The organism is Mesorhizobium sp. B2-7-1, from assembly GCF_006440735.1.
Lineage (GTDB): Bacteria > Pseudomonadota > Alphaproteobacteria > Rhizobiales > Rhizobiaceae > Mesorhizobium.
The window spans coordinates 32,149-45,814 of the sequence record NZ_VFUA01000047.1 but is presented as its reverse complement, the minus strand read 5'-3'; the positions used below and the strand labels follow the sequence as shown (position 1 = coordinate 45,814).

The window sequence follows — 13,666 nt, the reverse complement described above, 5'->3', positions numbered from 1 at the left end:
AATACATGACCGCTCCAGACTTGCGCCGCCGCCGCTATTTTGCCTCTTGCCCAAGAGGGGCCGTCCATACATGACGATGGGCGGGACGTTCCGGCCAATCTCCAACGCTGCGATTGCCGACTCGGATTACACGCTGCCAGCGCTGGCGAGTTCGATTTTTAGGCCGGTGCAGACCCTAAACTCTTGTAGCAGCCCCCCGCTTTCACCACATTTTCCCGCGGCAGGCCGTTGCAACGATGCACGCGGCCGCCAAGGAGCGACTGATGACGCAAGGCACCGGTTTCGATTTCTTCGGCTTCGGCGACAAACTCGCCGGCGAAGGCGAGGTCCGCGAGAAATTCTGGCGCACCGCCAAGAAGGCGGCGCGGCAGATCCCGTTCATGGACGAGGTCGTCGCCGCCTATTACTGCGCCCTGGACAAGGACACGCCGCTGCGCGCCAAGGCCACCCTGCTCGGTGCGCTCGGCTATTTCGTCCTGCCGTTCGATTTCATTCCCGACTTTATCGTCGGCCTCGGTTACACCGATGACCTTGCCGTGCTGACCGCCGCTATCACCGCCGTCAGCGCCCATATCACGCCTGCCCACAGGCAGGCCGCCAGGGACGCGCTTGCCGACAAGGGCTGACGGCGGCTCGCCCCACACCCGCAAATCAGCACGTGCGAAAAGACAAACTCTTGCCGTTTTCGTGGCATCCAACTCCGCGCCGGGACGTCGCGCCCGCCTCAATCCACAGTGGCGGCGCGGATGGTGGCGGTTTCCTGGGGTGAGTTCCTTTTCTTCGAGGACAATTCACCGTTTGGTAACCCTGATTAAATCAAAATGAAGCGACGGCAGGACGCCATGCGGCCCGCCTCCGCACCACTTGGAATACGGGAAGAACAATGCGCGGATTGATTGCTATAGTTTCCAGCCTGGTCCTGGTGGCCTCGGCAGTGCCGGTTTTGGCGCAGCAGGCGACCAAGATCGGCCAGCACAATGCCTGGGGCACCTACAGCTATCAGTCGGCAGCCGGCAAGGTCTGCTACGTGCTGACCGTGCCCACCGACAAGCAGCCGACGACGCTCGACCATGGCGACATGTTCTTCTTCGTCAGCCAGCGGCCCGGGCAGCAGGTCTCTTACGAGCCGCAGTTCATCGCCGGCTACAACTTCCAGGAAGGCTCGAAGGCCACCGTCACCATCGACAAGAAGAGCTTCTCGATGTTTACCCGCGGCAAGTCGGCCTGGGTCGAGAACGCCGCGGAAGAGCCGGTGCTGATCGCCGCCATGAAGACCGGCTCCGACATGAAGGTGCAGGCCAAGTCCGGTCGCGGCAACCCCACCTCCTACGTCTTCTCGCTGAAGGGCATCTCGGCCGCGCTGGCCTCGATCGCCAAGTGCAAATAGGCTGAGGCCCGTTGGCGGCGGACGGCAACATCGACCGCGCCATCAGGCAAATGGTGATGGACCGATGGCAGAAGACGGCCATGGTCCTCGCAAAGACCGAAGACGCGCTTCGCAAGGCGGGCGAAAGGTTTCCTGGGACGACATCGCCGAGCGGCTGGAAGCTCTCGATGCGCGGGGCGATGTTGAAAGCCAGGGAGATCTGACCCTCTGGCGCAACAGCGAGGTCCGCCTCCCACAGGCAAAAGCGGAAGAACGATAGGCCGGCCTCGCGCGTCCCTTCGGCGGCGCATATCAGCGCAACCGCATTGTCGTGGTTGCCAGCCATGTCGGCGACAATGACGAAGGCCGGACCACCAGGTCCGGCCTTTTTTGCCATTCGGCTTTGTCCCGGCGGTCGATTCCACGCGCCGGCGTTCGCCTGCAGCCCTGCGTCCGGAAAAAATTGCACGGCGGGACGGAATAGTTTCCGGCCGAGACCGGTAGATAGGGCAAAAGAGGGAGAACGCTCTTTGAAGTGGTCGCCATAGACAAGGCCACCTCGAAAACAGGGAGCGGCAGCAAGCACTGGCGTCTTCAGGGCTTGCAGTCGGGAGGAGCACGCTCCCATCCGGCCCAGCGGTTGCCAGTCCCTGTCCCTGACCGCTGGGCCGCCTTTCACGCCGGCTCCGGCCGGGCAGCGCAGGCAAGGTAGGCCCGGCTTGCGTCAATGCAGCATGAAGACGGGCGGCTTGAAACGGGCAACATGAGACGGGCGGCATGAGATGGGATGAAAGCCAAGTTCGACGTCATACCGCATCTGGAGGATTTGTGGCGTTACGGCAGGGTGCTCACCGGCAATGATTCCGACGCCGACGACCTGGTGCAGGAAGCTCTCGCCCGAGCGCTGTCGATGGCCGGCAGCTACGATGCCTCCCGGCCGCTGCTGCCCTGGCTGATCAGGATTGTCCGCAACACGTTCTTCACCGGCGCCAGCCGGGCCGACGCCGACAGGCGGCGCCTTGCATCCATCGCCGACATGTCGGAGGCTGCCTCGCAGCCGCCGCAGGAGCACAGCGCCGAGCTCTCCAACGTCAGCAGGGCTCTCGCCCGGATGCCGACCGACCAGGCCGAAATACTCCATCTCGTCGGCGTACTGGGCTTCACCTATGCCGAGGCCGCCGAACTGCTGGGCGTGCCGACGGGAACCGTGATGTCCCGCCTCAGCCGGGCTCGAACAGCCTTGAAGAACAATATGGAAAACATGGACAGCGCAGCTTCCCGTCGTTTGAAGATCATAGGAGGGCGTGATGTGGTCTGATGATCGCGTTTCCGAACAGGACATCGGCCGTTTGCTGGACGGCGAATTGTCGCCGTCGCAGCGATCCGAGCTGCAGGCCCGGCTTGCCCACGAGCCCGAACTGGCGGCGGCGGTGTTTGCCCACGCGCAGCGCATGGAGGCGCTGCGCGATTCCCAGCCGCGGCGATTGTTCCCGCCCGGCGCCACCGTCGACAAGGCGAAACAGCTGGAACAGGCGCTTCGCCGCAGGCGGATGTTTGCCATGCTCAGGCTTCAGGTTGCCGCCGTCGCGCTGGTCGCGATCGGATGGTCGGCCAACTCGCTCACCGTGCCGCTTCGCCAGGGCGGCAAGACGGCTGATGAAACCTTCATCCTGGCCGCGCGCGATGCGCTGCGCGTCGCGCAGCTCAACGCGGGCCCCGAAAAGGGCGTCGAGCTCAAGCAGGACAAGATCCAGCGGCTGGTTGGCGCCGTCAACGTCAGCATGCCGACGCTGCCCTCGTCATGGGCCGTCAAGGATGTCCAGGTGCAGCCCTGGAACGGACAGCAGAGCCTGGTCGTGACGGCCGATACGCCAAGCGTCGGGCGTATCACGCTCGTGGCGGCGCCGATGAATGGCGAGGACGCCGTTCCGCCGACGCCTGCCACCGACGGCCGCGTGCCGACGGTCTACTGGCAGTCTGGGGGGACGGCCTACGCGCTGATGGGATCGGCCGCGCCGGATCGGCTCGAGGTGGAAGCAAAGCAGATCGAGGTCGCCACGCGCCGCAGCGTTGCGACCAAGATAAGAGGCTGATCGCGGCCGCCGCTGGCTGCACGGAAGGGAAAAGAATGCACCCGACGTTGGAGTTCACGATCCGCCGATGCCGCATGCCGTCGGAAAAGTCCACGCGATGAACCTCCTGTCGTTTGAAAGGAGATACTATCCGTCCAGCTGCCCGGTTTGCGCCGGAGTGTCCCTGGAAGCCGAGATCACGCTGCGCAAGTTGGAATTCCAATGCGCCGCCTGCGGCGCATTCGAGATCACCTCGGCGGCTCGCGCCGCAATGAAAGGCCTGTCACGGGAGCACCGCCAATTGTGGCTGTCGCAGGCGCGGTTGCGGGCTTTCACCGTCCCTTTGATCGCCTGCGCGAACGAGACGCTGTCTCAGGTCGCCGGCCCCCCGGGTGACCCGGGAAGGTGACCCGGGAAGCGTTGCGCGCGGGCGCTTCCCAACGGCCCGGCATCTCGGCTTGGGGTTGCCGGGCCGTTTTCGCAAAAAGAGGAAACAAACCGGCTCCGACCCTGGAGCCTATCCAGCTGGAGCAATTCCAGGAAAAGTGTGAGCGGTTTTCCGTTCGGAATTGCGTCAAAACAAGGAGATAGGGCGTCTCGCCGTTTCCGTGAAACGGTGAAACGCACTAGGAACCGGGCGATCGCCATGCGCAGATTGGAAGACTACGAGGAAATCGCACTGATCGGTTATCCCTGCGATGGGGAATACATCGCCATGATGACGAATGGCGGGCAGCAGAACTGGCTGCTCGGCGGCGAGCTGTGCGGGTGGAACGGCGCCATCCCCGCCGATCAGGCCGCTGCCTTGCCCAGATATTATCCGCCGGGGTCGCGCCTCGTCCTGGCGACGATCGAAGGCGACAGCCTCGTTGCGATCCGGGATTGCAACATCGATGCAAAGCCGGGCGAAGCGGAAGCCGGTCCGGCCGAAGAAGCGCGGCGCGCCGATTTCCGCGCCGCGGCGATGCTGCGCGATTCGGCGTCCATGGCGTTCGACCCGGCCACCGAAGTGGTGCTGTCGGGGATCGCGGCGCGCATGAAGCTCGGACGCATGGAGGTGATCCGCATGGCGCTTCGCGAGTGGCTGGCGATGCGTGAAGCCGCGCGCTTCCCTCCCGACGAAGGCGCGCCATATGGTTCGGAAACGCCGAACCGTTTCGGCTGACCGGATCGCGCTTCAAGTTACCGCCAGGCAGTCATGTCCCAGGAACCTCCCACCGACAGGTCCGCTCTCGATCTCTATGAGCCGATCGATGTGCTGAAACCCGTCGCCCCCGATCTGTGGATCGTCGACGGGCCACGGATCGGCTTCGGCGTCGGACCGTTTGAATTTCCCTTCACCACCCGCATGACGGTCATACGGCTTCGCAATGGCGACCTGATCCTGCATTCACCCGTGGCGCTTGCGCCCGCGCTCCGGTCCGCGGTCGAGCTTCTGGGGCCGGTCCGCTTCCTGGTCGCTCCGAACTCGCTTCACTACTGGTGGCTGCCCGACTGGAAGGGCGCTTTTCCCGACGCGGAAGTTCTCGCCGTGCGCGGCCTGCAGGAACGGGCGAAGCGTCAAATCGCGGTGGACCGGCTGCTGGTCGCGGACAACTCGCCCTGGCCCGCCGAGGTCGACCTGTTGGTCGTACGCGGCGACGTCCTCACCGAGGCCGCCCTGTTTCATCGCGCCTCGCGAACGCTGATCCTCACCGACCTGATCGAGAACTTCGAGCCAGGGCGGATTCACAGCTGGTTTTTGCGCTTGCTCGTCAGGCTCGCAGGTGCTGCCGATCCGGACGGCAAGGCGCCGCTCGACATGCGGCTGAGCTTCTTTCGCCGCCGTCGGGCCTTGCGGGCCGCGGTTCGCCAGATGCTCGCCTGGCAGCCGGAACGCGTCATAATCGCCCATGGCCGGTGGTATGACAAGGACGGCGCCGCCGAGCTCCGGCGCGCATTCCGCTGGGTCCTGTGAGGATCCCCGTCGGCCTGCTATGCCTTGACGGTGTCGCCCGGCTCTGCCCTGCGCCGCCGGATCGCCTCGGCGATGAAGACCCGCGACAGCGCATGATAGAGCGGTTCGTTGGAGACGAGCCTTGCCGTGCCGTAGCCCAGCACCGCCGCGCACATCAGCGCGATCACGTTGTCGTGGTTGCCGGTCATTTCGAGGATGATGACGAAGGCCGTCATCGGCGCCTGCACGACGCCCGCGAAATAACCGGCCATGCCGAGCAGCGCCGCCGTGCCGGTGGCCGTGCCGAAGACCAGGCCGAGCGTGCTGCCCAGCCCAGCGCCCACCGCCAACGAAGGCGCGAAGAGGCCGCCTGGAATCCCCGATACCATCGACAATAGGCCGGCCGCGAATTTCTCGACGAAGAAGAAGGCCGGCAGCGGCGCGCCTTCGATCGCGCCGCGCGCCTGCGCATAGCCGGTGCCGAAGGTCAGCCCGCCGGACGCGACGCCGATCACCGCGACGGCGAGCCCGCAGACAGCCGCCACGGCCAGCGCGCGCGGCAATGGCTGCAGCGCGTTCCAGCGCCGGATGCGGCGCATGATTTTCAGTGCCAGCAGCGAGAATAGCGCGCCAACGCCGCCGCCGATGATGCCGCAGGCGAGCACCAGCGGCCAGTCGGTGGCGAAGGCGACCGTGTCCTTGGCGACGCCGAAATAGGTGTAGTTGCCGAGCAGGCCCAGCGAGGCGAGGCCGGCCAGGATCACCGCCGTCAGCACCAGCCCGTTGGTGCGCGACTCATAGGAGCGGCCCATCTCCTCGATGGCGAAGACGATGCCGGCGAGCGGCGTGTTGAAGGCGGCGGCGATGCCGGCGGCGGAGCCGGCCAGGATCAGGCCGCGTGCCTGCGCCATGCCGCCCCAGCGCGCCGCCTGCAGCATCACGGAAGCGCCGACCTGCACGGTCGGGCCCTCGCGGCCGATCGAGGCGCCGCAGGCGAGGCCGACGATGGTGAGCGCGATCTTGCCCACCACCAGCCGGAGCGACAGGATACGGCTGCGGTCGTCCTCCTCGCGCAGATGGCGCGCCGCGATTGCCTGCGGAATGCCGCTGCCTTGCGATCCCGGGAAGAAGGAATGGGCAAGCCAGGCGCAAAGGACGAAACCGAGCGGCGTCACCACAAGCGGCAGATAGAAGCGCCAGCCGCCGTCATTGCCCGTCACGACATGGAACAGGGCCTGCGCGCGGTCGGCGAGCAGGGCGAACAGAACGCTGATCAGGCCGATCGAGATGGCTCCGGCCCAGAAGACGAGGCGCGGCTGCCAGACGCGCCGCGACACCCACATGGCGTGTGAACGCCGCAGCATGCGGTATTTTCGCGATATGCCGGCCATGACCGTCCTCTTGATGGTTGACACGGCCTAGCACACTCGCCAGGCCGATCAACCCGCGAGGGCGGGCCTGACGCTATGCCAGCAAGGTCGAGGAACAGCACTCGAGGATCACGGCTGGAAGGCTCGGCAGAGATGTTGCCGGATGGCGGATAGCCCGCCGGCATACCGGCCGGCGGGAGGTCGGCACGCAAGATCGGCGAGGTCACATCGCCATTTTTTCACATTCGGCCTGGGCCTTCTTGGTCGACGTGTCGATCATGTAGGCTTTGCCCTTGGCGTCGGTGATCATCATCATGCAATGCTTGATCGGCTTGGCCATCTTCATCATGTCGGCGCTCATCTTGGCGTCCGGCATCATCGTGCCCATGTGACCGTCCGGCATGATCGCGGTGACTTGCCCGCCCTTCATCATGGTCATGGCGCCCATCGTGTCCTCGGCAAAGGCCTGCGAGGCGGAAAGGCCGACGAGGCCGGCAATAAGAACGAACTTGATCGAGTGCATCTTAACAACTCCCATTGTTGAGGGGCATGGTCGCCCTCTTCAGGTTCGCGGATGCGCTTCGATTGGTTACGCCAACACGAACATGTGATCGATTTTCGGCAGACGATGGCGGTAGCCGATCGCGTTCCGCCCCTGGCACAGGCGGACGGGGCTCAAGATTTGTTGACCTCTGTGCCAGCCGAAATCGCTATCGCTTGGCATCGATCGGGACATAAAGCAGTCAGGTGCGGTGGGGGGCCGGGCCGGCTGGGCTGCACGACATCGACGCCGGCTTGATCGCGGATGGCTCACAGCGGGCCACCGCTGCCTGCGCGACGGAACTGGCGGACAATTGGAACAGCATCTCTTTGCGACCGAGCGCGACCCGCGTCTCAAGCTGATCATCCCGGCCATCGTCGCCATCGCCTTCCTGATGGAACAGCTCGATTCCACCATCCTCACCACCGCTATCCCGGCCATCGCGCAAAGCCTCGACACCACACCGGTCCGGCTCAATCTGGCGATCACCACCTACATCCTGACCCTGGCGGTGTTCATTCCCGTCAGCGGCTGGTTCGCCGACCGGTTCGGCGCCCGCAAGATCTTCGCGCTGGCGCTTTTCACCTTCACCCTGGGCTCGGTCCTGTGCGGCGTGGCCGACAGCGTCGGCATGCTTTTGGCCATGCGCGCGCTGCAGGGTCTGGGCGGCGCCATGATGACGCCGGTCGGGCGGCTGATCCTGTTGCGCTCCTTTCCGCGCAGCGGGCTGATCACCGCCATGACCTACATGACCTTGCCGGCGATCATCGGCCCCGTCATCGGGCCGCTGCTCGGCGGCCTCCTGACCACCTATGCCTCCTGGCGCTGGATCTTCTACGTCAACGTGCCGTTCGGCCTCATCGGCATTTTCGCCGCCTTACGCTTCGTCGACGATTTCCGCGGCGAGGAGGCGCAGCCTTTCGACTTCGCCGGCTTCCTGATGGTGGGGGCCGGCGCCGCGCTGCTGCAATTCGGCCTGGAGAATATCGGCAGGCCGGTCATTTCGCCGCTGGCGACCGTGCTGTTGCTGGCCGCATCGGTCCTGCTCCTGCTCGCCTTCGGCCGCTATGCGCGCCGCGTCGCGGCGCCCGCGGTGGATCTGACGTTGTTTCGCTTCCGCTCCTTCTGGGTCGGCACGCTCGCCGGCGGCCTGTGCCGCATCGGCCTCAACGGCGCGCCGTTCCTGTTGCCGTTGATGCTGCAGGTCGGCTTCGGCATGAGCCCGGTCACGTCTGGATCGCTGACCTTCGTCGGCAGCTTCGGCGCCTTGCTGATGCGGCCGCTGCTGTCGTTTTTCCTGCGGCGCTTCGGCTTCAAGGCCGTGCTGAGCGGCAGCGCGGTGGTCGGCGCTGTTGCCGTGGCGGGATTCTCGCTGCTCAATGCCGACACGCCGCATTGGGCGATCGGCCTCTACGTCTTTTTCTTCGGCATCGTCCGCTCGGCGCAGTTCATGTCCTCCAACACGCTGTCCTATGCCGACCTGCCGGGCGAGAAGCTCAGCCGCGCCACCAGCCTGGGCGGCGTCCTGCAGCAGCTCAGCGTCTCGCTCGGCGTCTCGATCGCCGCCATGGTGCTCGGCCTCGTCTCCGGCGAGGTCCATGCGCCGACGGCGGACCAGTTCCATTGGGCATTCCTGCTGACGGCGGTGATCCCGCTGCTTTCCATTCCGGGGTTTTTCTTCCTGCATCCGGAAGACGGTGCGCAGGTCAGCGGCCATCGCCATAAGGCGGATACGCAAGGGTAAGGCTGCGCCGCCTCTCCCTTCTCCCCTTGCGGGAGAAGGTGGCTCGGCGCGCAGCGCCGAGACGGATGAGGGGTGCTCCAGGGAACGCCAGCGCCTCACTCCGCTGGAACACCCCTCATCCGTCGCCTTCGGCGACACCTTCTCCCACAAAGGGGAGAAGGAAAGGCCGGCGCATGACTCCGCGGCCAAGCTGTGCTATGCGCCGCGCTTCCTATCCGGCCGATGCTGAAATCGGCCGCAAATCGCTTATATTGGCGCCACCATGACCGTTTCGCTTGATCTTACCGCCGAAGGCGCCCGCGACGCCTTGCGCGCCCGTACCACCGAGAAGCCGTCGCTGGTCGGCCTGACCCGCGCCGAGCTCGGCGAAGCGCTTGTCGGCGCCGGCATCGTGCCCGAGCGCCAGGCCAAGATGCGCGCCCAGCAGCTCTGGCACTGGATGTATGTGCGCGGCGTCTCCGACTTCGCGCATATGTTCAACATCTCCAAGGACCTGCGCGCCGAGCTCGACAGGCACTTCACGGTCGCGCGGCCGGAAATCGTCGAGGAGCAGATCTCCGCCGACGGCACGCGCAAATGGCTGTTCCGCTTTCCGCCGCGCGGCGCCGGCCGTCCCGTCGAGATCGAGACCGTCTATATCCCCGAGGAAGGCCGCGGCACGCTCTGCATCTCCTCGCAGGTCGGCTGCACGCTGACCTGCTCCTTCTGCCACACCGGCACGCAGAAGCTGGTGCGCAACCTCACCGCCGAGGAGATCCTGGCGCAGCTGCTCACCGCGCGCGATCGTCTCGGCGACTTCCCCGACCGCGACACGCCGGACGGCGCCATCGTGCCGGCCGAGGGGCGCAAGGTGTCCAACATCGTCATGATGGGCATGGGCGAGCCGCTCTATAATTTCGAGGCGGTGAAGAAGGCGCTGCTGATCGCCTCCGACGGCGACGGGCTTTCCTTGTCGAAAAGACGCATCACGCTGTCGACCTCGGGCGTGGTGCCGGAGATCGCCCGCACCGGCGAGGAGATCGGCGTTATGCTGGCGATCTCGTTGCACGCAACCAATGACGACCTGCGCGACCTGCTCGTGCCGATCAACAAGAAGTTCCCGCTCAAGGAGCTGATCGCCGCCTGCAAGGCCTATCCGGGCCTCTCCAACGCCAAGCGCATCACCTTCGAATATGTGATGCTGAAGGACGTCAACGATTCCCTCGAGGACGCCAAGGCGCTGGTCAAGCTGCTCAAGGGCATTCCAGCCAAGATCAATTTGATCCCGTTCAACCCCTGGCCCGGCACCAACTACCAGTGCTCGGACTGGGAGACGATCGAGAAGTTTGCCGACTACATCAACAATGCCGGCTATGCTTCGCCGATCCGCACCCCGCGCGGCCGCGACATCCTGGCCGCCTGCGGCCAGTTGAAGTCGGAGTCCGAGCGCATGCGCAAGGTTGATCGGCTGGCGTTGGAAGCCATGATGATCGCGGGGCACGGCGAGGCGTGAGGCTGATCAGGCGGTTGGTGGCCGCTGTCATCGGTTATGCAGCGGCGTCGCTCGTCATGCCCCTTCTTTTCCTTTTGTATGAAGGCGCTTCGTCTTTTTGGCGCAGCGGCAGCTATTTCTTCGATCTGGGGGACCAGGTGACGGCCTTGATCGTCGGCGCATGGGTCGCCGCCGTCTATGGCGCTTTGCCAGCGTTGCCGCTGATTGCGTTGTCTGAGTTTTCTGGACGGCGAGGATTGAGATTTTCGATCCTCGCTGGCGCCCTGGTAGGTGCCACCATGTTTGCGATCATGCAGTTCCATCCGTTGACGCAAGCACCACCTGGCCTCGATATGCTGATAGCATTAACAGCGGCAGGCAGCCTGTGTGGCGTTGTCTATCAGCTAGTCGCAGGTCGACTTCTCCCGACCGCCGGATAGCATCAAGATGGCTCGTTTCATCGCCTATCTCGTCCGCTTTGCCGCCATCCTGGTCGGCTATGTCGTCGCCTCGCTGGCGGCGAGCGCCTTCCTCAACGTCCTGGTCCTGGCGCATCTGGGCTACATGCCGGCCAATCCCGAGCCGGCGGCCACCGCCTCGCTCTATTTCTCGGTTCCGTTCGTGGCGCTGTTCGTCGCCTATTTCGCCTTCATGCCTGCGGCTGTCGTCATTTTGATCGCCGAGCTGCTCGGCCGCCGCGACTGGCTGTTCTACGCGCTCGGCGGCGCCGTCATCGCCGTCGTCTTCCTTGGCTTCGTGCACAACATAGGCGACGCCAATTTCGACGTCACCGAAACCAATGCCAGGCTGGCCGTGATCGGCGCGGGCATGGTCGGCGGCATCTTCTACTGGCTCTGCGCTGGCCGCTGGGCCGGAAGCTGGCGCCGCGCGCCGCTGCTCGATGCCGAGCCCTGAACGCTACTTCGCCTGCGCCGTCAGGATCTTGAGCGCGAAGGCGGAGAACACGCCGGCGAACAAATAATCGACCACGCGCGTGACGCGCGGACTTGCCTTCATCGCCGCCGAGAACTTCTCCGCCGCCAGCACCATCGGCACCGTCACCGGTATCGACAGCACGATGAACATCATACCGAGGAAGAACAGTTTTCCGGACGCGTTCGGATCGTGCGCGGAGACGAATTGCGGCAGGAAGGTCATGAAGAACAGGATGATCTTGGGATTGAGCAGGTTGACGCCGAGCCCGGCCATCCAGCTGCGGAACAGGGACACTTGCGGTCCGGTCCTCTTCTCCGGCGAGAAGGCCGAGCCATTCGTCACCGCCTGCCAGGCCAGGAACACCAGATAGCCTGCGCCGAAGATCTTCAAGACGAAGAAGGCCATTGGCGAAGCGACGATCAGCGCCGAGACGCCGACCGCCACCAGCGTGGTGTGGATCAGCGTGCCGAAGAGCGCCCCGGTCAACGAGGCAAAGCCGGGAGCGCGGCCCTGGCTCAGTGTCCGCGAGACGAACAGCGTCATGTCCGGTCCCGGCGTGATCGCCAGGATGAAAGTGGCGATGGCGAACTGGATGAGCGTCGAAGTGTCGGGAATGAAGGACATGGGCCGCCTCGGGATGGGTCGCGCAGCCTATAACGCGGCCGTTTTTGCGTCGCCAGCGGCTGCCCGGGCAATCATCTGGCCCAGCCTGTGCCGTCGGCAGGCCTCTGTTCGTCTCTTGCGCGGCCCGGAAAGGCCGTGATACCTCGCCCGCGAAGTTATTTTCCCGCGGAACCGCCAAAGATGTCCAAGATCAAGAACGTCAAGAAAGTCGTGCTCGCCTATTCCGGTGGCCTCGACACCTCCATCATCCTGAAATGGCTGCAGACCGAGCTCGGCGCCGAGGTCGTCACCTTCACCGCCGATCTCGGCCAGGGCGGCGAGCTGGAGCCGGCCCGCAAGAAGGCCGAGATGATGGGCATCAAGGACATCCGCATCGTCGACGTGCGCGAGGAGTTCGTCGCCGACTTCGTCTTCCCGATGTTCCGCGCCAACACCGTCTATGAAGGCACCTACCTGCTCGGCACCTCGATCGCCCGACCGCTGATCTCCAAGCATCTCGTCGAGATCGCCAAGGAGACCGGCGCCGACGCGATCGCCCATGGCGCCACCGGCAAGGGCAACGACCAGGTCCGCTTCGAATTGTCGGCTTACGCGCTCAACCCCGACATCAAGGTCATCGCGCCCTGGCGCGACTGGTCGTTCAAGTCGCGCACCGATCTGATCAATTTCGCCGAGCAGCACCAGATCCCGGTGGCGAAGGACAAGCGCGGCGAGGCGCCCTTCTCGGTCGACGCGAACCTTTTGCACTCCTCGTCCGAGGGCAAGGTGCTGGAGGACCCGTGGAGCGAGCCGCCGGAATTCGTGCATCAGCGCACCGTCTCGCCGATGGACGCGCCGGACGCCGTCACCGAAATCGAGATCGAGTTCCTGAAGGGCGATCCGATCGCGCTCAACGGCAAGAAGCTGTCGCCGGCCACAATGCTGGCGGCGCTCAACGACCTCGGCCGCGACAACGGCATCGGCCGCCTCGACCTGGTCGAGAACCGCTTCGTCGGCATGAAGTCGCGCGGCGTCTACGAGACCCCCGGCGGCACTATCCTGATCGCCGCCCACCGCGCGATCGAATCGATCACGCTCGACCGGGGCGCCGCGCACCTCAAGGACGAGTTCATGCCGCGCTACGCCGAGCTCATCTATAACGGCTTCTGGTTCGCGCCCGAGCGCGTCATGCTGCAGGCGATGATCGACAAGAGCCAGGAAGACGTCGAAGGCACGGTGCGGCTGAAGCTCTACAAGGGCAATGTCATCGTCACCGGCCGCAAGTCGAAGAAGACGCTCTATTCGGATGCGCTGGTCACCTTCGAGGATGATCGCGGCGCCTACGACCAGAAGGACGCCGAGGGCTTTATCCGGCTGAATGGATTGCGGCTGCGCACACTGGCGGCGAGAAACCGTCGCTGAAGCTGCCGATCTTCCCCGCAGATGCCCGGCAGGGCAGAGGGGGTGAAGGGTCGCGGTCTCTTTCACTTCGTCATTCCAGGGTCTGCGCGCGTCGCTTCGCTCCTTGCTCCGCCCTAGAATGATGAAGATATGTTGCAGCTTCCCGCTCGGGACCCCTATCGCCTTCGGCGACACTTCGCCCGGGGGGATTAGCGATTTCCCGGCT

Annotated in this window: 16 protein-coding genes; 13 read left to right on the top strand and 3 right to left on the bottom strand. The window is 64.9% G+C overall.

Features of this window, described 5'->3' with window-relative positions:
• Window positions 1-263 precede the first annotated feature (263 nt).
• The 8 genes from FJ471_RS18550 to FJ471_RS18515 all read left to right on the top strand — a co-directional run bounded on the left by FJ471_RS18550 (window position 264) and on the right by FJ471_RS18515 (window position 5,395).
• Complete coding sequence (locus FJ471_RS18550; protein ID WP_140805557.1) at window positions 264-626, top strand: YkvA family protein; 363 nt, start codon at window positions 264-266, stop codon at window positions 624-626.
• 257 nt (window positions 627-883) lie between these two features.
• Window positions 884-1,387 (top strand): invasion associated locus B family protein, encoded by a 504-nt coding sequence (locus FJ471_RS18545; protein ID WP_140805555.1) that lies wholly within the window; start codon window positions 884-886, stop codon window positions 1,385-1,387.
• 11 nt (window positions 1,388-1,398) lie between these two features.
• Entirely contained in the window at window positions 1,399-1,590 is a 192-nt protein-coding gene (locus tag FJ471_RS18540) for a hypothetical protein (protein ID WP_140805553.1), read from the top strand.
• A gap of 563 nt (window positions 1,591-2,153) precedes the next feature.
• The gene (locus FJ471_RS18535; protein WP_140805551.1) at window positions 2,154-2,684 is read left to right on the top strand and encodes a sigma-70 family RNA polymerase sigma factor; all 531 of its coding nucleotides are present in this window, start codon (window positions 2,154-2,156) and stop codon (window positions 2,682-2,684) included.
• Window positions 2,674-3,459: a hypothetical protein gene (locus FJ471_RS18530; protein WP_140805549.1), complete on the top strand. Its 786-nt coding sequence runs from the start codon at window positions 2,674-2,676 to the stop codon at window positions 3,457-3,459. Before FJ471_RS18535 ends, FJ471_RS18530 begins: the two co-directional genes overlap by 11 nt.
• A gap of 67 nt (window positions 3,460-3,526) precedes the next feature.
• Window positions 3,527-3,847 (top strand): hypothetical protein, encoded by a 321-nt coding sequence (locus tag FJ471_RS18525; RefSeq protein ID WP_140805547.1) that lies wholly within the window; start codon window positions 3,527-3,529, stop codon window positions 3,845-3,847.
• A gap of 237 nt (window positions 3,848-4,084) precedes the next feature.
• Window positions 4,085-4,603: a hypothetical protein gene (locus FJ471_RS18520; RefSeq protein WP_140805545.1), complete on the top strand. Its 519-nt coding sequence runs from the start codon at window positions 4,085-4,087 to the stop codon at window positions 4,601-4,603.
• Between the two features lie 33 nt (window positions 4,604-4,636).
• Window positions 4,637-5,395 (top strand): DUF4336 domain-containing protein, encoded by a 759-nt coding sequence (locus FJ471_RS18515; protein WP_140805543.1) that lies wholly within the window; start codon window positions 4,637-4,639, stop codon window positions 5,393-5,395.
• 17 nt (window positions 5,396-5,412) lie between these two features.
• On the opposite strand, the gene FJ471_RS18510 is transcribed toward FJ471_RS18515, so the two are convergent.
• Both FJ471_RS18510 and FJ471_RS18505 read right to left on the bottom strand, forming a co-directional pair.
• The gene (locus tag FJ471_RS18510) at window positions 5,413-6,765 is read right to left on the bottom strand and encodes a chloride channel protein (protein WP_140805541.1); all 1,353 of its coding nucleotides are present in this window, start codon (window positions 6,763-6,765) and stop codon (window positions 5,413-5,415) included.
• 202 nt (window positions 6,766-6,967) lie between these two features.
• Window positions 6,968-7,267 (bottom strand): hypothetical protein, encoded by a 300-nt coding sequence (locus tag FJ471_RS18505; RefSeq protein WP_140805539.1) that lies wholly within the window; start codon window positions 7,265-7,267, stop codon window positions 6,968-6,970.
• 331 nt (window positions 7,268-7,598) lie between these two features.
• On the opposite strand from FJ471_RS18505, the gene FJ471_RS18500 reads away from it, so the two are divergent.
• From FJ471_RS18500 to FJ471_RS18485, 4 genes are all read left to right on the top strand, one after another.
• On the top strand, window positions 7,599-9,029 hold the full coding sequence (locus tag FJ471_RS18500; protein ID WP_140805538.1) for a DHA2 family efflux MFS transporter permease subunit: 1,431 nt from the start codon (window positions 7,599-7,601) through the stop codon (window positions 9,027-9,029).
• 262 nt (window positions 9,030-9,291) lie between these two features.
• Window positions 9,292-10,521: a 23S rRNA (adenine(2503)-C(2))-methyltransferase RlmN gene (gene rlmN / locus FJ471_RS18495; protein ID WP_140805536.1), complete on the top strand. Its 1,230-nt coding sequence runs from the start codon at window positions 9,292-9,294 to the stop codon at window positions 10,519-10,521.
• A 17-nt stretch (window positions 10,522-10,538) separates the two neighbouring features.
• On the top strand, window positions 10,539-10,940 hold the full coding sequence (locus FJ471_RS18490; RefSeq protein WP_140805534.1) for a hypothetical protein: 402 nt from the start codon (window positions 10,539-10,541) through the stop codon (window positions 10,938-10,940).
• Between the two features lie 7 nt (window positions 10,941-10,947).
• Complete coding sequence (locus FJ471_RS18485; protein WP_140805532.1) at window positions 10,948-11,415, top strand: hypothetical protein; 468 nt, start codon at window positions 10,948-10,950, stop codon at window positions 11,413-11,415.
• Window positions 11,416-11,418: 3 nt separating this feature from the next.
• On the opposite strand, the gene FJ471_RS18480 is transcribed toward FJ471_RS18485, so the two are convergent.
• A complete protein-coding gene (locus FJ471_RS18480) occupies window positions 11,419-12,060 on the bottom strand; it encodes a LysE family translocator (RefSeq protein ID WP_140805530.1) in 642 nt (213 codons plus the stop codon).
• Between the two features lie 180 nt (window positions 12,061-12,240).
• Here FJ471_RS18480 and FJ471_RS18475 point away from each other — a divergent pair, with 180 nt between their 5' ends.
• Complete coding sequence (locus FJ471_RS18475) at window positions 12,241-13,461, top strand: argininosuccinate synthase (RefSeq protein WP_140805528.1); 1,221 nt, start codon at window positions 12,241-12,243, stop codon at window positions 13,459-13,461.
• Window positions 13,462-13,666: the final 205 nt, after the last annotated feature.